Origin of the sequence: Neorhizobium fuzhouense, assembly GCF_042611105.1 — a bacterium.
GTDB lineage: Bacteria > Pseudomonadota > Alphaproteobacteria > Rhizobiales > Rhizobiaceae > Neorhizobium > Neorhizobium galegae_A.
The window spans coordinates 410,970-429,354 of record NZ_JBHFFP010000002.1 but is presented as its reverse complement, the minus strand read 5'-3'; the positions used below and the strand labels follow the sequence as shown (position 1 = coordinate 429,354).

The following is an 18,385-nucleotide window of genomic DNA, read 5'->3' as shown; positions in this document are numbered from 1 at the left end:
TGCTGAACGATCAGGCCGAGGCCGGCGCATAGCGCGCCGGCTCGCTCTTCAGGCGCGAGACGTCCTGAATGGGCGGTGCGCCGAAGAGGCGCCGGTATTCGCGGCTGAACTGCGAGGGGCTGTCATAGCCCACCCGGTGGGCCGCACTTGCCGCATCGAGCGCTTCGGACAGAATGAGCCGCCGCCCTTCCTGAAGCCGCAGCTGTTTCTGGTATTGCAGCGGGCTCATGGCGGTGACTTCGCGAAAATGCTCATGCAGCGAGGATGCGCTCATGCGCGCCTCTTCGGCCACTCTGTCGATGCTGAACGGCTTGTCGAAATTCTGGCGGATCCAGGCGATCGCGCGGTTGACCTGCGACAGCCGGCTTTCCGGCATCAGCATGCGCTTCAGTTTCTCGCCCTGGTCGCCGCGCATCAGCCGGTAGAGCAGTTCGCGCTCGGCAAGCGGCGCCAGAAACGGAATATCCTCCGGTGTATCGAGCAAACGTACAAGCCGGACGGCCGCATCGAGAAGCTGCGGATCGCTGCGGCTGAGGCACAGCGCCTTGCCGCAGCTCTTCGTATAGGGCGCGGTTGCCGGGCCCTTGGCGGCCTGCGGCATCACCTCCATCATCATGGCACTCAGTGCCGTCATGTCGAGATCAAGCCTCAGGCTCAGATAGGGCTGCTGCGGCGTCGCATTGGTCACCTGGCCGGTGATCGGCAAGTCGGCAGAGGCGATCAGATGGCGGGATGGCCCGTATTCAAAGACTTCATCCGCCAGCAGCACTTGCTTCGTGCCCTGCGCGATGATGCAGAGCGAGGGTTGCTGCACGCTTTGCGACGGTTCCGTCTCCTTGGACATGCGCACCAGCGAAAGTCGCGGGATGGCGGTTGCAACCATGCCGTCCTGATCGGTGTGTTGTGCAATAAGGCGGGTGAGTTCGTTCAATCGGTGCATCATCGGCAGACTCGACACTCCTTGGAAAACCGTGCGTTGCGGCCTTTTGTGTAGGGTGAAACTAGCAGCCCGGCTGTGCCTGCGAAAGAGCCTGTTCCGAACTTCCGGATTTTTGTGCAATCTTCGCGGATTCCTGATCTACCGCGTTCCTGCTGGCCTCGGCCATATTGGGTTCAGCAAACGACATGCTGATGATGTCGAAGAAAGGAGACGGAGATGCGTAATTTCCAGCGACTGCTCGAAAGTCCCATGACATGGCTCGTGGACCGGTTTGACCGGGCCCGGCAAACCTATCGCGCGACGCTTGCCAGGCGCCGGGATGCGGATCTTCGCCGCCGCTACATGAACGGTTGACCTCGGCGGGCCGGCATTTGCCCTGCCGGCTTCCCATCCTTCCAATTTCGACAGGGAGATGACGATGACGTCTCACGCTTATACCGGCCTCTGGGTCACTGCGGATGGCCATATCCGCCACGCACTTTTGCCCAATGGGCGCTACGTGGAAGCGCGCGGTTCCCGCGAAGGCGCCTACAAGGGGCGCTACGAGATCAAGGGCGACCAGATTTTCTACAAGGACGATACCGGCTTTACCGCCGACGGAGAGTTTCGCAACGATATCCTCTATCACGCCGGCATGGTGCTTACCCGCGACTAGAACTGCCGCATCTGTGCTCACAAAGTCGGCGGCTTGGCGTTGATCTGGTCGCTGCAAGACTGGGCGCGCACCGCAAGGGAAAGGTCATGCGCACGCAACGCTTGCGCTGATCTCTGGTCCTGCCGCCCAGGGATGGTGGTGGCCTGTGTGAAACTGTCGCCCGCACCCCCGCGACACATTTTTGCCACGGATCCTGATAGTGTCACGCTGGGACCTGAGAGGGCATTGGCGGATGACGGATTGGATACTGCGCGAACCGACGCAGCAGCGCGGGTTTGGATTTATCCATCCGGCACAAACCGTTATCCGGTTTTCCCTGCTCAGCCACTGGCGCGCGATCCTCGCCCTCGTGCTGCTGGCGACCGCCTCCCTCTTCCTGCTCGGCGAATGCATGGCGTTTACGCTGGCAAGCCGGGCCGTACCGCAAAAATCCACCGTGTGGCGCGCGCCGCGCCGTGAGGCGAGGAGCACGCCCAAGCAGAGCCGTGTCTGGATGCCGGTCCTGGCCGACGCGCCGAAGCTCGACCTCATCGAGCGCATGAGCGACGGGTCCTTTGCCCGCTCCGCCTATTTCGACGTGTCGCTTGATCTGGCAGCGGATGCGGACGCGGTGAAACCGACGCCCGTCAGTGCCTATCAGGAGGCGCCGGCGCGCAGCGATCCGTTCGATCTCGTCATGCGGGGCGGCCTTGCGAGCGGTGCGCCTGCGCCGGCCACTGTGCTGCCGAGCGCGCGTCCTGCAAAGCTTGCAACGGTCGTCAAGGCCGGGCGTCAGGCTTTTGTGCGCAGTGAACCCATCAATGTCAGCGTCGCACCGGTGAAGCCTGCGGTATCCAGCATTCGCCGGCTTGTTTCCTTGCCGGCGCGTGAGGAACCGCTCGGCAATATCGAGGGTGCGGTCGATGTGCCCCGGGAAGAGTTTGCAAGCCTTGCCCGGGAACTGGGCGCCGACAGCGTCAAGCCGGGCGAGGAACTGGATATTCTGGTGCAGCAGCCGGGGCAGGGCCCGACGCAGATCGTCTATGCCCGCCATGTCTCCAAGGGACGCGGCGAGCGGCTTCTGGCGCGTCTGGATGACGGGCGGTTCCGGACTGCTCCCGACCGCCATCTCTACGACCGGCTGGTGGCAGAAGCGATGGCGGCGGAGGCTCCGGCCGCGCCGAAGCCGGCTGTTCGCCCGCAGGAAAGCCGTGATCTTGGCCGGGCGGCCGCCGATTTTCCCAAGCTTGCTGCCCATCTGAAACAGGGCAAGGTGCCGGTCCGCGTTGGCCTTCAGGTCATCGAGCTGTTGAAGGCCAATGATATCCACTGGTCGAAGCCCGACGAGATGCCCGTGCTCGACGTGGTGTTCCGCAAGAGCGAGGACGGCAGCGACGATCTCGTCTCGATCACGCTACATGAAGGCGATGCCGAGCGGCATTTCTATCGCTACCAGGCCTCCGAGGACGGGCGAACGGAATTTTTCGACCATGAGGGACGGTCCGTTTCAAAAAGCCTGATGCACAAGCCGGTGCCGGCGGGCAAGCAGGGCGATGGTTTCGGCTGGCGCGTCCACCCCATTCTGCAGGTGAAGAAGTTTCACAACGGCGTGGATTTCAGGGCGCCCAAGGGATCCCCGATCATGGCCGCCGGCGATGGCGTTGTGGAGAAGATTTCCTGGGAAGACGGCTATGGCAAATTCGTGCGCATCCGCCACGATGGCGGTTACGAGACCACCTATGCCCATATCGACGGCACCCCGAAGGATTTGAAGGTCGGCCAGCGGGTCTCGCAGGGACAGGTGATTGCCTTTGTCGGCTCCACCGGTCTCTCCACCGGCCCGCATCTCTATTACGAACTGCGCGTCGGCAATAATTACGAAGACCCGACCAAGGCGCAGATGCCAGCCGGGACCGTGCTGCGCGGACGGGCGCTTGATGAGTTCCATCGCCAGGTGGCGCATGTGGAAGCGATCACCGAGGCGATCAAGACGACGGCGACCTCGGCCGCCGAAGCCGTGGCCCATGTGCTGACACCGGGAGAGGCGAGGGGACCGCAATAGGCGGCCCGTGCGCCATCCCGGCCCTCAAGCCAGCAGCATGAACTTGTCGACGTCGACCATGCCTTTGTCGGAAATCTTCAGGTGTGGGATGACCGGCAGCGGCAGGAAGGCCACCTGCAGGAACGGTTCGGCAAGCGTGGTGCCGAGTGCAAACGCCGCCTTGCGCAGGTCCGTCAGCGTGTCACGCACGCGCTCATAGGGCTCAAGGCTCATCAGGCCGGCCAGAGGTAGCGCAATCTCGCCGGTCACCTTGCCATCCTCGACCACGACGAAGCCGCCGCGGATGTCCGACAGTCGGTTGGCGGCCAGCGCCATGTCCTCTTCGCTGACGCCGACGACGCAGATATTGTGGCTGTCATGGCCGACGGTGGAGGCGATCGCGCCGCGCTTCAGGCCAAACCCCTGTACGAAACCATTGGCATGGTTGCCGTTCTTGCCGTGGCGTTCGATGACGGCGACCTTGATGATGTCGTTTGCGAGATCGACCGTCGTCTGGTTGCCGGAGGACGGCAGGCGGTAGCGGCGGTGCTCGGTGATGATCTTTCCCGGCAGAACGCCGATCACTGGCTGTTCTTCCGTCTTCACCGGGACGGCGAAATCCGCGGCCTTGACCATGCGCGCCTTGACGCTGTCGAGGCCGACCGGCTCGACCGGCAGGCGGGTGGCAAACAGTTCTTTCGTAACGCGGCGGCCGGCGGCAAACACCATGTCCGCCTTGCAGTTTTCAAGGCTGTCGACGACGACGAGATCAGCCCGCCAGCCAGGCGCCACAAGGCCGCGGTCGCGAAGTCCGAAGGCGCGGGCAGCCGAAATCGAGGCGGCGCGATAGATGGCGAGCGGTTCGACACCATGGGCAATGGCAGTGCGGATCATGAAATCCAGATGGCCTTCCTCGGCGATATCGAGCGGATTGCGGTCATCGGTGCAGAGCGCCAGATAGGGCGACAGGCGCTCGGTGATGATCGGCATCAGTGCATGCAGATCCTTCGAGACGGAGCCTTCGCGCACGAGGATGTGCATGCCCTTGCGGATCTTTTCCATCGCCTCTTCGGCGCTCGTCGCCTCATGCTCGGTGCGGATGCCGGCCGCCAGATAGCCGTTGAGGCCGTGGCCGACAAGCAGCGGCGCATGGCCGTCGATATGGCCGCCCTGAAAGGCTTCGAGCTTGGCCATGCAGACGGGGTCCTTGTGGATCACGCCCGGGAAATTCATGAACTCGGCAAGGCCTATGACTTTCGGATGATGGCGAAACGGCAGGAGCCGCTCGATCGGCAGATCCGCGCCCGCCGTTTCCAGATGCGTGGCCGGCACGCAGGAGGAGAGTTGAACGCGGATATCCATGATCGTCTGCTCGGCCGAATCGAGGAAGAACTGGATGCCCTCGGTGCCGATGACATTGGCGATCTCGTGCGGATCGCAGATGACGGTCGTCACCCCATAGGGCAGCACGCAGCGATCGAATTCATGCGGGGTTACGAGGGAAGATTCGATGTGCAGATGCGTATCGATGAAGCCCGGCACGACGATCTTGCCGGTGATGTCGATTTCCTCGACGCCCTCGTAAGCCTCGCAGGTGCCGACAATGGTATCGCCGCAAAGCGCGATGTCGGAGGCGACAAGCTCGCCGGTGACCAGATCGAAGAAGCGGCCACCCTTCAGCACGAAATCGGCTTTCGCCCGGCCGGTGCCCTGGTCTATGCGGCTCTCAAGATCGCTCATCGTCTACCTCGGTCTGTTTCCATGGACAGAGATTACCGGGATGGCGCCGGGGCGGAAAGGGGCAGGGCGGTATTTGCTTCCCGCATGGCTGCGCAGACGGGGTCCCGCAGTGAGACGATGCGGGGGCGGCCGCATGACGCTGCCGCCCCCGTCGATGATCAGATGTTGTTGTTGAGGATCTCGCGCAGCTTGCCGAAAATCTCGTCGATATGGTGCTTTTCGACGATGAGCGGCGGCGACATGGCGATGATGTCGCCGGTGGTGCGGATCAACAGGCCATTGTCATAGGCCTTCAGGAAGGCGGAGAAGGCGCGCTTGGTCGGTTCGCCGACGATCGGATCGAGTTCGATGGCGCCGATCAGGCCAAGATTGCGGATGTCGATGACATTCTTGCAATCCTTCAGCGAATGCAGGCCGTCTTCCCAGTAGGAGGCGATGTCGGCCGCGCGCTCGAACAAGCCTTCTTCCTTGTAGGTGTCGAGCGTGGCAAGGGCTGCGGCGGAGGCGATCGGGTTGCCGGAATAGGTGTAGCCGTGGAAGAACTCGATCATGTGTTCCGGGCCGTTCATGAAGGCATCATGAATTTCGGCGGTGACGAACACAGCGCCCATCGGGATCACACCATTGGTGAGGCCCTTGGCGGTCACCATGATATCCGGCTTCACGCCGAAATACTGCGATGCGAACGGCGTGCCGAGGCGGCCATAACCGGTGATGACTTCATCGAAGATCAGCAGGATGCCGTGCTTGGTGCAGATGTCGCGCAGCTTCTGCAGATAGCCCTTCGGCGGAATGAGCACGCCGGTGGAGCCGGCAACCGGTTCCACGATGACGGCGGCCACGGTGGAGGCGTCGTGCAGGGTCACGATGCGTTCCAGCTCGGTCGCCAGATCGCCGCCCACTTCGGGCTCACCGCGGGTGAAGGAGTTCTGGCCGGGCAGGTGGGTGTGCGGCATGTGGTCGACGCCGGTCAAGAGCGTGCCGAACATCTTGCGGTTGGAGACGATGCCGCCGACGGAAATGCCGCCGAAATTGACGCCGTGGTAGCCGCGCTCGCGGCCGATCAGGCGGAACTTGGCGCCATTGCCCTTGGCGCGGTGGTAGGCGATCGCGACCTTGAGCGCCGTGTCGACCGATTCGGAGCCGGAATTGGTGTAGAGCACATGCTCGAGCCCCTCGGGCGCGATGTCGACCAGGCGGTTGGCGAGTTCGAAGGCTTTCGGATGGCCGAGCTGGAAGGCCGGCGCATAATCCAGTTCGCCGGCCTGTTCTCGGATCGCCTCGGTGATCTTCGGGCGGCAGTGGCCGGCATTCACGCACCAGAGGCCCGCCGTCGCGTCCAGCACCTGACGGCCGTCATGGGTCGTATAGTGCATGTCCTTGGCGCCGACGAAGAGGCGCGGTTCCTTCTTGAACTGGCGGTTTGCCGTGAACGGCATCCAGAACGCCCGCAAGTCGTTGGGGGCGGTATTCAGGCGATTCGACATCATGATCTCCATGGCCTTGCCAGAGCGGGGGCCAGTACCCGGCCGGCGACCCTCTGGCCAGCGGCAATGCGCTTAAAGTTACCGAGCGCGGCACGGTCGTCAAGCGGGCTTTGCCGATGCAAAGACCTCAATTCGCGACGAAATTTGATGAAAGGAAAGTCAGCGGCCGGTGCAGCGCCAAGGCGCACCAAAACCGGCAAGGGCGCGCCCAAAAGCGCGCCAAAACTGACAGACCGGAGCAAAATCTTGCCCGGCTCCCGCCTGTCACTCGATCATGTTCAGCCGGATGGCAGCGCTGTCATCAGGCTGCAGATTTAGCCTGTTCCGGCTCGCAATACAGGAACTCGAGCGTTTCGAGAACTTTCATCACCGACTCGGCCGAGCTGGAATAGTAGATCGTCTGCGCATCGCGGCGCGTGTTGACGAGCTTCTGGGCGCGCAGCTTGGACAGATGCTGAGACAGAGCCGACTGGCTGAGCCCGACCTTCGTTGCCAGTGCCCCGACGGCAACCTCGCCCTTGACCAGGCAACACAAAATCATAAGCCGTTTCGGGTTGGCCATGGCAGACAATAAATTCGCTGCTGCAGCCGAGTGATCAGTAAGTGGGTTCATCTTTTCGTTCCTCAGTCATCCCCTAGCGATCGCCACCGGCCGTAACCGGTAACAATGTATCACAAATCTAGCAATTTTCGGGTCGGATTGTATATCCCTAAATTTTACGTACTCGTTATACAGCTTTAAGTATTATATCAATTTCCTGCTGTGCGTCTTTAGAGGTACGGCAGAGGGACGAAAATTCATGGCGAACGGCATTCGACGGGCAAATCAGGTCGAATCCCGCCGGATCTACCCCACAAATTCGGTAGATTTTTGAATCTCGTGCCCCGGCTGCCGCAGCAATCCCGCGGACATCGCTATGCTGCATTATAATAGTTTCCTGAAGAGCCAGCCAGTCCGGCAGATCCTCCGGCATTTTGAAAAACAGCGCGCTGCCATCGATTCGGTAGGCGCGCCCGAAGCCGCCGTTGAGCGCGGCCAGTTGCGGTATCAATCGGAAGAATCGGAAATCCGGAAAGTCGATATAAAGAGAGGCCTTAGGGTGCCGGTTGAGGAAACGCATGCGTATGCGAAAATGGTCGTCGCTGTCGCGCGCGACCGCTTCTGCCGTGCAGGACACGGTGATGCGCGGATGGGCAAGCGGATCTCCCTTGCCCGGTTCGCCGGCCAGCAGCGAGCAGCGCGGATCTGCCTTAAGGCTTCTTGTATGCCCTGCCAGCTGCGAGACGAGGATGATCGGCACGCCATCGAGATCGGTTGCAACCAGCGCGCGGCTGACCTGCGGAAAGCCGGTTTCCGGATCAAGGACACCCAATGACACGCTGCGAGCCGCCCGCACGAGGCAGCGCGCCTGCTTGAGCGCTGCCTCGTCTGTGTCCCGCAGAACCGAAGGCTTGTCAGACACGTTGTTAGACCTCGCGCCGGCGATGCCGCGTCAGGCCGGCGATCACCTCGTCGGCGCCGACCGTTCCGATCACGGTGCCATTGTCGACAATTCCGACAATGCCCGGCTGGCGCGCCATGGCATCGAGGATGTCGACGAGTGGCGTTTCGGCCCGGGCGGTGGCCGTGACAGGCTGCTGCGCGCCGGAGAGGGCCGCGCCCTGCCGCATGATGTCGCCGGCGGTCAGCATGGTGATCGGATTGAGGTTCTGCACGAAATCGGCGACATACTGGTCGGCCGGCGCCTGCACGATCTGCTGCGGCGTGCCGCACTGGATGATGCGCCCGCCCTCCATGATGGCAATGCGGTTGCCGATGCGGAAGGCCTCGTCCAGATCATGGCTGACGAACAGGATGGTTTTCTTCAACCGGCTCTGGAATTCCAGCAATTCGTCCTGCAGCCGCGTGCGGATCAGGGGATCGAGCGCAGAAAACGGCTCGTCCATCAGAAGGATCGGCGCGCCGGTGGCAAAGGCGCGGGCAAGGCCGACACGCTGCTGCATGCCGCCTGACAATTCGCCCACCTTGCGCTCTCCCCAGCGCGACAGGTTGACCAGCTCCAGCTGTTCGGCGACACGCTGTTTCCGCTCCGCCTCCGGCACGCCGGCGAGCTCCAGGCCGAAGCCGACATTGTCGGCAACCGTGCGCCAGGGCAGAAGGCCGAACTGCTGGAACACCATCGAGACCGTGTGCATGCGAAGGTCGCGCAGGGCCTTTGCCGAGGCCCGGTAGGGATCGATCGAGCCCTTGGCGCTTTGCACCGTGACACTGCCGCGCACAACCGGCGCAAGTCCGTTGACGGCACGCAGGAGTGTCGACTTTCCCGATCCGGACAGGCCCATCAGCACGAGGATCTCGCCCTCCTTGATGGTGAGCGAGGCGTTCGACACACCGAGCACCAGACCCGTCTGGGCGCTGATTTCGTCGCGGGTGCGGCCCTGGTCCATCAGCGGCAGCGCCCGATCGGGCCGGTCGCCGAAGACGATGTCGACACCGCCGAATATGATCGCGTCGCTCATGCGCCTTCTCCTGTGTCGGTGCGGAACATGCGGTCGAGAATGATCGCGAGGATGACGATGCACAGGCCCGCCTCGAAGCCGCGGGCGATGTTGACGGTGTTGAGAGCCCGCACCACCGGCACCCCAAGGCCGCTTGCGCCGACAAGCGCCGCAATGACGACCATCGACAGCGACAGCATGATGGTCTGGGTGAGGCCCGCCATGATCTGCGGCATGGCAAAGGGCAGTTCCACCTTGCGCAGCACCTGCGCGGGCGTCGCCCCAAAGGCCATGGCCGCTTCCGTCAAGGCATCCGGCGTCGAGACGATGCCGAGCCGGGTGAGCCGGATCGGGGCCGGGATGGCGAAGATAACGGTGGCGATGAGGCCCGGCACCATGCCGAGCCCGAAGAGGATGAGCGCCGGAATGAGGTAGACGAAGGTCGGGATGGTCTGCATGAGGTCGAGCACCGGGCGCATGACCTCGTAAAGCCAGGGCCTGCGGGCCGCCGCAATGCCGAGCGGCACGCCGATCGCCATGCTGACGGCGGCAGAGGCCACGACCAGAGCCAGCGTCTCGGTGGTTTCCTTCCAGTAGCCCTGGTTGATGATGAGGAGCAGCCCGAGACAGGTGAAGAGGGCCGTGCCGAACGAGCGGCGCATGAACCAGGACAGGGCGGTAAAGGCAAAGACGATGACGAGCGGATGCGGCCATTGCAGCACGAACAGCAGGCCATTGATCACGCTCGACAGGACGGAGGAGAGCCAGTCGAAGAACCAGGCGCCGTTGAGCGTCAGCCAGTCCACGGCATTTTTGGCCCACATCCCGATCGGAATACGGTGGTCGGTCAGAATTTCCAAGGGCTTCTTCCAGTGCGGGTCAGGTTTCGGCAGGAAGGCGGGCCGCATCGGTCGGGCGGCCGCTCTTCGGCGAACTCCGTCGCGCGGATGGATTTGCGGGCGACGGATGAACACATCGGAATCCCCGTCCGGTCCCTCTTCTGCGGCAAGCTCAGCTGCCGCAGAAGAGGGACCGGGCGGGCAGAAAGCCTTTAGAGGCCGAGCTTGCTCTTGACGGCGGCGAGGCCGTCCTTGCCGTCCAGCGTCGTGACCTTGGCAAGCCAGGGCTCGACGGCGGTCGGGTTGGCCTTCAGCCAGGCGGTTGCCGCCTTCTGCGGGTCTTCGCCATCATTCAGGATCTTGCCCATGATCTGGTTTTCCATGGGCAGAGAGAATTTCAGGTTGGTGATGAAGGTGCCGGCATTCGGGCAGTCTTTGGTGAAGCCGGCGCGGATATTGGTAAACACGCTGGCGCCGCCGAAATTGGGCCCGAAGATGTCGTCGCCGCCGGTCAGGTAGGTCAGCTTGAAGGTGGCGTTCATCGGGTGCGGTTCCCAGCCGAGGAAGACCACCGGCTTGGACGAGCGGTCGGCGCGGGCAACCTGTGCCAGCATGCCCTGCTCGGACGATTCGACCACTTCGAAGCCCTTCAGGCCAAAGGTGTTCTTGTCGACCATGTCGATGACGAGGCGGTTGCCGTCATTGCCCGGCTCGATACCGTAGATCTTGCCTTCCAGTTCGGCCTTGTGGGCGGCGATATCCTTGAAGTCCTTGATGCCGAGCTCGGCGCCCTTGGCATTGGTCGCCAGCGTGTACTTTGCGCCGACGAGGTTCGGACCGAAGGATTCCACCGATTTGTCGTTGAGGAAGGGCCGTACGTCGTTTTCCTGCGTCGGCATCCAGTTGCCGAGGAAGACGTCGATGTCCTTGTTCTTCAGCGACTGGTAGGTGACCGGCACCGACAGAACCTGCACCTGCGGCTTGTAGCCGAGCGCGTCCAGGATGACGGAGGCGGTTGCCGTCGTTGCCGTGATGTCGGTCCAGCCGACATCCGAAAACCGAACGGCGCTACAGCTTGCCGGATCGGCAGCCAAAGCCTGGCTTGAAACGATCGCGGCGATGGAAGCGGCGAGCGTGAATTTCATCGATGTTGCGCGCATGGTGGTTCCTTCTTTTTGTTCCCCGCCATTATCAATATCCAAGAAGCGCAAGCAAGCGCGCCGGATCGCGGCGCTCCACAGGGTGTATTTGCGACAATTTGGATCATTTTCGATTTGACCTCAGTCAAAACTGTCGCCGCCCCGAGCGCGTATGAGCAGGACCGCACAAATCACGCGATATCCGCCCGTCTCGTTCCGTTTTAGGAGAGGCGGCCTGCCAGGAGTTTTTGATCCATGAAAACCGCCCTCATCAGAACCGGTCTTGCCGCTTTCGGCTTTGCCTTCCTCTCCCAAGCCGCCTTTGCCGCCGATATCGAGGTGAAGATGCTCAACAAGGGCAGCGATGGCGAAGCCATGGTGTTTGAACCTGCAGCCGTGAAGGTGGCCGTTGGCGACGTGGTGCATTTCGTGCCGGTGGACAAGGGGCATGATGCGGCAGCCGTCAAGGAACTGATCCCGGAAGGGGCCGAGGAATCCAAGGGCAAGATGAACCAGGAACTGGTCGTCAAGATCGAGAAGGAAGGCGCCTACGTGTTCAAGTGCACGCCGCACTGGGGCATGGGCATGGTGGCGCTGGTCGTCGCCGGCGATGGCACGCCGGCCAATCTCGATGCGGTAAAATCCGCCAAGATGGCGAAGAAGACCCGCGACCGCCTGGATGCCGAGATCGCCAAGCTGGGCCTTTGAGCCATGCCGCGGGTGACGGGCCTTGGTGCCCGTCGCCACACGCGCCGGCTCTTCGCCCGCCTCTGGCGCGGGCGAGGATTTTGCTATCCGCCATTGCGACTGAGAATTAGCCAGGTAAGCAGGCAAGTTCTGCGTCGAAGGCTATCTTGTGTTAAATCCTTGATGCAAACCGTATATGCGTGGGAGGGCATCGCGGGCTGATGCAGGAGATGCGACAGACGTTCAGTCGCTGCGCGCTTTGGAGAGGCACTATGGCAGATGGCGAAACGACACGACACGGGGATGAGGCGGACCAGCTTTTTTCAGGCATCCGCGAAGCACTGACGGCGTCGCTCTCCGATCTGCGGTCGTACGCGGCAGAGCCCCACTTCTCCGATCGCGCCCGGCTCGATGCGCTGGAGGAGGGCCTGGGCGACATCGCCCGCCGCTTTCGTGTCGCCGAAAGTGCCGCCGCCCACCGGCTGGCCGGGCTTGCCGGCACCATCCGGCACCTGTCTGCGCCCTACCTCATGCCTCTGGCGCGACCGGATCCGTCGCTGCTTGCGCGGTTGTTCCAACCTTCCGGCACGCAGCGGCCCGGGCCGGGATCGCCGCCCGCCTTTGCCGTGCGGGCACGGCCTCTTGGCGCCGATATCGCAGCCCTCCTGTCGGTTCTGGACACGCAGCGCCTCTTTCTGGAGGATTTGTTGGCAAGCGCCGAGACCCTTGCGGAAACACGCGCCGAGACGCTGGCGCAAGCCGGTGGCCTTCCCGCTGCTGTAACAGCTGACGCGCCACGGAAGACAAACCCGCAGCAGGCCGAGGGCCTGGCGGAACTGGCCAATGATCTGGTCGATCTCGTCATCGACATGCTGGCAAGCGTCTATATCCTCGCCAACCTGCTGTCCGTCGAAGTCGAGACCTTTGTTCTTCTGGTGGCGGGCGTCGATGCCGGGCTTGTCGGCGAGATGGAGCGCGAACTGCCGCCCCTGTCGCGGCACATCAGGCTCTGGCAGGCCGGGCTGTTGTCGGCGCGACACATCGAGACCCGCCGTGTACATCTCACAGAGGTTTATCATCATCGTTTCGGCGGCGCTCGACAAGCGACCACCGCATCCCTACCTGAAGGCCGATAGAACAGAGGAGATCTCAGGCATGGTCGCTGCGTTGTTGAGCCGGTTTCTGGACGCCCTGAAACGCAGCGCCCGGCTGCTCTTTGCCGGGATCGCCTGGCCCTTCATGGCCGCCCATGGCTGGTACGGCCGCCGCAACCTGATGATCAAGGTGCCGCTTGCCGTTGTTCTTCTAGGACTTGCAGGCCTTTACGGCTATTTCGTCTGGCAGACCCAGGTCTGGACGGGCTTTGATCCGAATTTCGTCGCGCGCTACAATCTGACCGAACGCAAGCTGTCGGCCGGTCAGGAACTGCCGGCGGCTCCGCAGCCTGGCGCAGCCGCCGCCGGAACACCTGCCGCAGCGGCACAGCCTGCACCCCGCCAGTGCCAGACCTCGGCCATCGTGGATGTCGCAGCGGACCTGACCGACACGAATGTCAATCAGAATGCCTGGATTTCGTCCATGCTGCTCTACCGGGCGGGCTTTTTCGGCATCGATTGGGACCATACGCCCTTCCTCGACAACAAGGCCAGTTTTCAACGCGGCGTGAACCAGGCGGTGCGCCGCACGTCTGCCGAACTGGTCGACACGCTCGGGCGCGTGCGCGGCACGTCCGGCATCAATGGCGATCTGCAGGATGCGCGCGGCAACCTGCAGTTTGACGAGTTTTCCTGGTATTTCGGCCTCAACCCCTTCGGCTTCAAGACGCCGAGCCCGAGCTATTACCGTTCCGCCATCAAGAGCCTGCGCAAGTTCAACACGGATCTGGCGGCCTGCAATGCGATTTTCGATACCCGCGCCGACAACCTCGTGCAGTTCATCGACCGCATCGCCAATGATCTCGGCTCCACCTCCGCGGTTCTGCGGGAACGGTCGGAAAACCACAATGGCGGCTGGTTCGACACACGCGCCGACGATCGGTTCTGGTTCGCCTACGGCCAGCTCTATGGCTATTACTGTATTCTGGCCGCCGCCCGCGCCGATTTCGACCAGGTGGTGCGCGAGCGCAATCTGGCGCCGCTGTTTTCCGATACGCTGTCGCAGTTCCAGTCGGCCCTGCGGATCCAACCGGCCATTATTTCCAATGGCCGCGAGGATGGCTGGATCATGCCGACCCATCTGGCGACGATGGGCTTCTACATCCTGCGCACCCGCTCCAATCTCGTGGAAATGCGCGCGGTGCTCGACCGCTGAGCCTTAAAACTCTGCCAGGAAAAGCCGGCATCAGTGGGGCCGGCGCGGGGTCCGGGCTCAAGCGGCATGCGCCGCTTCAGACATCATGGTCCTGCGCAGTTTCGCCGACCGGCGGGATGATCCGCAGTTCGCAGTGGTGCGACGGCATTTCGTAGGTGAAGCCGACGATCTCGCCACCAGTGCCAGCTTTCTCGCGGAAGAAACCGATGGAGCAGCACGGCTTGTAACTGTCGTCGGCATTGCGCACGCGGTAGGTCTTCTGGACGGCGACACGCGTGGCAGCTGCAGCCTCATGGCCCTCCATCACCGCTGCCAGATCCTCCGGATGGATGCGCGAGGTGAGCTCGACGAGGTCAATCGGACCATCGGTCGGTTCCATGTGGAAAATCCGGCTTATCTCCGGGCAACAGAACAGGTGACCCGTGTCCACGTCCTGTCGCCAGAAGCCGGTCCGGTTGAATTGCATGAAGAGTTGCAAGATTTCCTTGGGACACAGGCCGTAATTTTCATAGCCGAACTGGATCGTGTCGTTTTCGGGGGGCTGAAGCAAACCTGTAACATTCCCTGATAGCGCGGTGTTTTGATTTAGTTGATCAGCCGCAGGCGAATGGCCTTGGCAACCAGCTGCGTGCGGTTGACGCAATCCAGCTTCTTGATCGCCTTATTGAGATAGGCGTTCACGGTGTGATCGGACAGCGAAAGAATTCTGGCGATTTCCGAGGAGGTCTTTCCCTGCGATGTCCAGCGCAACACCTCAAGCTCCCGGATCGAGAGCAGCTTGGCCGTCGCTGGCGCCTCTCGGCGCAGCCGGTCGTATACGGTAAAGGCCTGCAACAGCAGCATGCCGACTTCGTTCAGTTCGGGCAGCGTCAGAAGCGGGCGCGCGCCATCGAGCCGGATGAAATAGCTGGAACCGTCGCTGGACTGCAGCGGCATGGCGACGCCGGTCGACATGTTGTGGTCCAGGAGAAGGTTGCACAACGCGGCGGGAAATTGCGGCGGCCCGCCCTCAACATCCGGCGGCCGGCACATCCAGCAGAGCGGCAGAACCATGTTCTTCATCAAAGGCACAAGTGGACAGATCGGCAGAAAGCGGTTCTCGTCAAAGGTGCGGATATAGTCGATCGGCAGTGTCGTCTCGACGATCAGCGGCTCCAGAAGATTATCCGTGGAGACGGGAGCATTGGCCAGAGTGAAATAGGTAAAACCAAAATGGTAGGCAATACGGGATAAAGCAGTGACGACTTCGGCTTGCGTCTCAGCCGACGACAAGTGTTTGCTGATCAGCGACTGCCGTTCAAGGGTAATCATAATCGCGCTTGTTAAAAAGTGTGACAAATGCCGTCACATGAACATGTAATACAGTTCCTAAGCGGGAACCAGCCTCCATTTTCGTATATGCGAATTTACAATTAACGGTCCCCCTTACCAACGCGGCTCGTGTCAAGCTCGTGTTTTGGGCGAATGTATGCACGGCGTATAGGGCGTGCCCAAGGGATTTCCAGAGAATTCCGCCGGCTTTTTTGCAGTTGTCTGACTATGTGTCGGATATATCACGAAATGTGCATCTAAACATGATCATAATAGTCATGTTTAATGTTGACAAAGGCAATCATGTTTTTTATTGGGCATGGACAAGGCGCTCCTGCGTCGCCGGTCACTTCATCCTCAGTATCAAACGTCGCTCCTTGCGCGGCCGCGGTTTTGCGCGCGCCGTTGCTTGGGGATGGGAAAGGTTGTCATGCTCCACCGTTTGCGTGTTTCTCTCCTGGCCTGCTCAGGTCTTTCGCTTCTTGCGCCGGCTCTTCCAGCCACGGCACAGAATGCGGCCGTTTCCCAGCAAAGTGCCGCTTCCGATACGACCGTGCTGCCGAAAGTGTCCATCAAAGGTGAACGGTTGACGGCGGCTGCCAAGGGGAGCGCGACCGATAGTCCACTCACCACCGAAACCACGCGCGCCGAGCTTGACAAGAAGCAGATCACCAATCTGGAAGATCTCGGCCGTGTTGCCGAACCGGGCGTCACGTTCAACCGGTCGACCGGTGCCGTCAACATCCGCGGCCTCGAGGGTAACCGGGTTCTCTCCACCATCGACGGCATCCCGATCCCCTATTTCAACGACCCGACGCGCAGCGCGACCGGGGGCGTCGATACGTTCAGTTTCTCGTCGCTCTCGGCAGTCGACGTCATGCGCGGCGCCGATTCCAGCCGTGCCGGTGCCGGCGCGCTCGGCGGCGTCATCGCCTACCGCACGCTCGAGCCTGGGGACCTGATCGGCGAGGGACGTGACTGGGGCGTGCTCCTGAAGTCCACCTATGACAGTGCGGAAAAAAGCTGGGAAGGCTCGGCTGCCGTCGCCAAGAAGATCGGCAACACCTCGATGCTGTTCCAGGGCAGCTATCGCAAGGGTCACGAGCGCGAAACGAACGGCACGACCGGTGGCTATGGCGCAACACGCACCGAGGCGAACCCCTCCGACTTCGACCAGCACAATTTTCTGGTCAAGCTGCGCCAGGAGCTGGAAGGCGGCCACACCATCGGCATCACGGCGGAACGCTATCGCAAGGATCGCGATACCGACATGATGAGCACGCAGACGCCGACCGGCAATTATCGTCCCGGCGGTTACACCAACAATAAGGAAAATGAGCGCGACCGCGTATCGCTGGATTACAAGTTCGACAGCGAGAGCGATGACAGCATCATCGACAATGCCTGGGCCTCGCTTTACTGGATGAGGACCCGCACGATGGATGGCTATACCGGCTATCGCTCGAACTCCGTCGTCGGCCCGATCGGACGCGCCAATTCCAACGAGGAAAGCACCTTCGGCCTCATCGGCGCGCTGCAGAGGCAAGTCGATCTCGGCGCGACCAACCACCTCTTCACCTTCGGCTTCGATCTTGCCACCAGCACCATCGAGCAATATTCCGCAGGCTACGATAATTGCCCGGCGCCGCTGTCCAATGGCAGCTATCCGAGCGGCTATTCCGCCTGCGCCAATCTTCATACCAACCAGGCCGATACGCCGAAGGTCGACAGCAACCGCATCGGTCTTTACCTCGATGACGACATTTCCATCGGTGACAGCGGCGTCAAGTTGACGCCCGGCGTGCGCTTCGACTGGGTGAAGCATGACCCGAAGATGACGGATGCCTTTGCCAGCAATGCCAGCAATCCCGCATTGCCCGATGGGTTCCAGGATTCCGGTCTCTCCCCAAAAGTGCGGCTGTCCTATGATCTGGCCCCGCAGGTCGAGCTTTACGGGCAGTGGGCCATGGGTTTCAGGGCGCCGTCGGCGGGAGAATTGTACAGCTCGTTCGGTGGTCCGGGCACCTATCTGCGGCGTGGCAATCCTGATCTCGAAACCGAAACCAGCCACGGCTTTGAAGCCGGGGCAAACCTCGGCGACCAGGACTTCGGCGGCCGCATCAGCCTGTTCTATAACCGCTACAAGAATTTCATCGACACGCGCAGCCTGAGCGCTGCCGAGGCGAGCGCCCTTGGCCTGTCCCTGTCGGATTATCCGCAAGGCGGCATCTCGCAATATGTCAACGTCGCCCGCGCCGAGATCTACGGCGTCGAATTTTCCGCCCACAAGACCTTCGACAACGGTTTCCGCATCGGCGGCGGTCTTGCCGCCTCGACCGGCAAGAACCTCGACACCTCCAAGAACCTCGCCTCCGTCGCGCCGATGAAAGTGGTGGCAAGCCTCGGCTATGACACCGAAATCTGGGGCGTCGGCGTCGACGTGACGGGCGTTGCCGGATCGCATGACAATGGCAAGGTCGACCAGACCACCTATTCGCGTGCTGCAGGCTATGGCCTCGTCGATCTGACGGCCTGGTGGGAGCCCGAGCAGGTGAGGGGCCTGCGCATCAATGCCGGTGTCTATAACCTCTTCGACCGGACCTATTATGACTACACCACCATCCGCGCGACCAGCGGCGCCACCAACAATGCCTTCTATTCGGAGCCTGGTCGCAGCTTCAAGATTTCGCTGACACAGCGTTTCTGACCTCCAGTCACCGTGTATCAGGTGAGGCGGCGCAATGTTTGTTGCGCCGCC

Annotated in this window: 17 protein-coding genes; 7 read left to right on the top strand and 10 right to left on the bottom strand. The window is 61.9% G+C overall.

What is annotated here, in order from left to right:
* Positions 1 to 10 precede the first annotated feature (10 nt).
* The gene (locus ACEXP3_RS05820; protein ID WP_377296602.1) at positions 11 to 940 is read right to left on the bottom strand and encodes an AraC family transcriptional regulator; all 930 of its coding nucleotides are present in this window, start codon (positions 938 to 940) and stop codon (positions 11 to 13) included.
* Between the two features lie 216 nt (positions 941 to 1,156).
* On the opposite strand from ACEXP3_RS05820, the gene ACEXP3_RS05815 reads away from it, so the two are divergent.
* The 3 genes from ACEXP3_RS05815 (at position 1,157) to ACEXP3_RS05805 (ending at position 3,636) form a co-directional block, all read left to right on the top strand.
* Positions 1,157 to 1,294, top strand: a complete 138-nt coding sequence (locus ACEXP3_RS05815; RefSeq protein WP_210104373.1) for a hypothetical protein — start codon at positions 1,157 to 1,159, stop codon at positions 1,292 to 1,294.
* A 58-nt stretch (positions 1,295 to 1,352) separates the two neighbouring features.
* A complete protein-coding gene (locus ACEXP3_RS05810; protein ID WP_210104374.1) occupies positions 1,353 to 1,595 on the top strand; it encodes an Atu4866 domain-containing protein in 243 nt (80 codons plus the stop codon).
* Positions 1,596 to 1,827: 232 nt separating this feature from the next.
* Complete coding sequence (locus tag ACEXP3_RS05805; protein ID WP_210104375.1) at positions 1,828 to 3,636, top strand: M23 family metallopeptidase; 1,809 nt, start codon at positions 1,828 to 1,830, stop codon at positions 3,634 to 3,636.
* A 24-nt stretch (positions 3,637 to 3,660) separates the two neighbouring features.
* Here ACEXP3_RS05805 and ade read toward each other — a convergent pair whose 3' ends face one another.
* The 7 genes from ade to ACEXP3_RS05770 form a co-directional block, all read right to left on the bottom strand.
* Positions 3,661 to 5,355: an adenine deaminase gene (gene ade, locus ACEXP3_RS05800; protein WP_377296404.1), complete on the bottom strand. Its 1,695-nt coding sequence runs from the start codon at positions 5,353 to 5,355 to the stop codon at positions 3,661 to 3,663.
* A 158-nt stretch (positions 5,356 to 5,513) separates the two neighbouring features.
* Positions 5,514 to 6,842, bottom strand: coding sequence for an omega-aminotransferase AptA (aptA, locus tag ACEXP3_RS05795; RefSeq protein ID WP_377296403.1), 1,329 nt, complete (start codon positions 6,840 to 6,842; stop codon positions 5,514 to 5,516).
* A gap of 301 nt (positions 6,843 to 7,143) precedes the next feature.
* Positions 7,144 to 7,455: an ArsR/SmtB family transcription factor gene (locus tag ACEXP3_RS05790; protein ID WP_210104378.1), complete on the bottom strand. Its 312-nt coding sequence runs from the start codon at positions 7,453 to 7,455 to the stop codon at positions 7,144 to 7,146.
* Between the two features lie 115 nt (positions 7,456 to 7,570).
* Positions 7,571 to 8,305: a HugZ family pyridoxamine 5'-phosphate oxidase gene (locus ACEXP3_RS05785; protein WP_377296401.1), complete on the bottom strand. Its 735-nt coding sequence runs from the start codon at positions 8,303 to 8,305 to the stop codon at positions 7,571 to 7,573.
* A 4-nt stretch (positions 8,306 to 8,309) separates the two neighbouring features.
* Positions 8,310 to 9,362, bottom strand: coding sequence for a choline ABC transporter ATP-binding protein (gene choV, locus ACEXP3_RS05780; protein ID WP_377296400.1), 1,053 nt, complete (start codon positions 9,360 to 9,362; stop codon positions 8,310 to 8,312).
* Positions 9,359 to 10,201 carry a choline ABC transporter permease subunit gene (gene choW / locus ACEXP3_RS05775; RefSeq protein ID WP_210104381.1) on the bottom strand — a complete coding sequence of 281 codons (843 nt, stop codon included), beginning with the start codon at positions 10,199 to 10,201 and terminating at the stop codon, positions 9,359 to 9,361. The genes choV and choW overlap by 4 nt, the downstream gene beginning before the upstream one ends.
* 191 nt (positions 10,202 to 10,392) lie before the next feature.
* Positions 10,393 to 11,340, bottom strand: a complete 948-nt coding sequence (locus ACEXP3_RS05770; protein WP_210104382.1) for a choline ABC transporter substrate-binding protein — start codon at positions 11,338 to 11,340, stop codon at positions 10,393 to 10,395.
* Between the two features lie 234 nt (positions 11,341 to 11,574).
* Here ACEXP3_RS05770 and ACEXP3_RS05765 point away from each other — a divergent pair, with 234 nt between their 5' ends.
* The 3 genes from ACEXP3_RS05765 (at position 11,575) to ACEXP3_RS05755 (ending at position 14,316) form a co-directional block, all read left to right on the top strand.
* Positions 11,575 to 12,027, top strand: coding sequence for a pseudoazurin (locus ACEXP3_RS05765; RefSeq protein ID WP_377296399.1), 453 nt, complete (start codon positions 11,575 to 11,577; stop codon positions 12,025 to 12,027).
* Between the two features lie 251 nt (positions 12,028 to 12,278).
* On the top strand, positions 12,279 to 13,142 hold the full coding sequence (locus tag ACEXP3_RS05760) for a hypothetical protein (RefSeq protein WP_377296398.1): 864 nt from the start codon (positions 12,279 to 12,281) through the stop codon (positions 13,140 to 13,142).
* 19 nt (positions 13,143 to 13,161) lie between these two features.
* Complete coding sequence (locus tag ACEXP3_RS05755; protein ID WP_377296397.1) at positions 13,162 to 14,316, top strand: DUF2333 family protein; 1,155 nt, start codon at positions 13,162 to 13,164, stop codon at positions 14,314 to 14,316.
* Between the two features lie 76 nt (positions 14,317 to 14,392).
* On the opposite strand, the gene ACEXP3_RS05750 is transcribed toward ACEXP3_RS05755, so the two are convergent.
* Together ACEXP3_RS05750 and ACEXP3_RS05745 are read right to left on the bottom strand one after the other, a co-directional pair.
* The gene (locus tag ACEXP3_RS05750; protein ID WP_377296601.1) at positions 14,393 to 14,782 is read right to left on the bottom strand and encodes a PAS domain-containing protein; all 390 of its coding nucleotides are present in this window, start codon (positions 14,780 to 14,782) and stop codon (positions 14,393 to 14,395) included.
* A 119-nt stretch (positions 14,783 to 14,901) separates the two neighbouring features.
* Positions 14,902 to 15,627: a helix-turn-helix transcriptional regulator gene (locus ACEXP3_RS05745; RefSeq protein WP_377296396.1), complete on the bottom strand. Its 726-nt coding sequence runs from the start codon at positions 15,625 to 15,627 to the stop codon at positions 14,902 to 14,904.
* Between the two features lie 430 nt (positions 15,628 to 16,057).
* Between ACEXP3_RS05745 and ACEXP3_RS05740 the strand changes: the two genes are divergently transcribed.
* Positions 16,058 to 18,334: a TonB-dependent hemoglobin/transferrin/lactoferrin family receptor gene (locus tag ACEXP3_RS05740; protein WP_377296395.1), complete on the top strand. Its 2,277-nt coding sequence runs from the start codon at positions 16,058 to 16,060 to the stop codon at positions 18,332 to 18,334.
* Positions 18,335 to 18,385: the final 51 nt, after the last annotated feature.

Excerpts from the sequence above, each read along its gene's own strand:
- ACEXP3_RS05820 (WP_377296602.1), bottom strand. The coding sequence starts at position 940 with ATGCACCGATTGAACGAACTCACCCGCCTTATTGCACAACACACCGAT.
- ACEXP3_RS05815 (WP_210104373.1), top strand. The coding sequence starts at position 1,157 with ATGCGTAATTTCCAGCGACTGCTCGAAAGTCCCATGACATGGCTCGTG.
- ACEXP3_RS05810 (WP_210104374.1), top strand. The coding sequence starts at position 1,353 with ATGACGATGACGTCTCACGCTTATACCGGCCTCTGGGTCACTGCGGAT.
- ACEXP3_RS05805 (WP_210104375.1), top strand. The coding sequence starts at position 1,828 with ATGACGGATTGGATACTGCGCGAACCGACGCAGCAGCGCGGGTTTGGA.
- ade (WP_377296404.1), bottom strand. The coding sequence starts at position 5,355 with ATGAGCGATCTTGAGAGCCGCATAGACCAGGGCACCGGCCGGGCGAAA.
- aptA (WP_377296403.1), bottom strand. The coding sequence starts at position 6,842 with ATGTCGAATCGCCTGAATACCGCCCCCAACGACTTGCGGGCGTTCTGG.
- ACEXP3_RS05790 (WP_210104378.1), bottom strand. The coding sequence starts at position 7,455 with ATGAACCCACTTACTGATCACTCGGCTGCAGCAGCGAATTTATTGTCT.
- choV (WP_377296400.1), bottom strand. The coding sequence starts at position 9,362 with ATGAGCGACGCGATCATATTCGGCGGTGTCGACATCGTCTTCGGCGAC.
- ACEXP3_RS05770 (WP_210104382.1), bottom strand. The coding sequence starts at position 11,340 with ATGCGCGCAACATCGATGAAATTCACGCTCGCCGCTTCCATCGCCGCG.
- ACEXP3_RS05765 (WP_377296399.1), top strand. The coding sequence starts at position 11,575 with ATGAAAACCGCCCTCATCAGAACCGGTCTTGCCGCTTTCGGCTTTGCC.
- ACEXP3_RS05760 (WP_377296398.1), top strand. The coding sequence starts at position 12,279 with ATGGCAGATGGCGAAACGACACGACACGGGGATGAGGCGGACCAGCTT.
- ACEXP3_RS05755 (WP_377296397.1), top strand. The coding sequence starts at position 13,162 with ATGGTCGCTGCGTTGTTGAGCCGGTTTCTGGACGCCCTGAAACGCAGC.
- ACEXP3_RS05750 (WP_377296601.1), bottom strand. The coding sequence starts at position 14,782 with ATGCAATTCAACCGGACCGGCTTCTGGCGACAGGACGTGGACACGGGT.
- ACEXP3_RS05745 (WP_377296396.1), bottom strand. The coding sequence starts at position 15,627 with ATGATTACCCTTGAACGGCAGTCGCTGATCAGCAAACACTTGTCGTCG.
- ACEXP3_RS05740 (WP_377296395.1), top strand. The coding sequence starts at position 16,058 with ATGCTCCACCGTTTGCGTGTTTCTCTCCTGGCCTGCTCAGGTCTTTCG.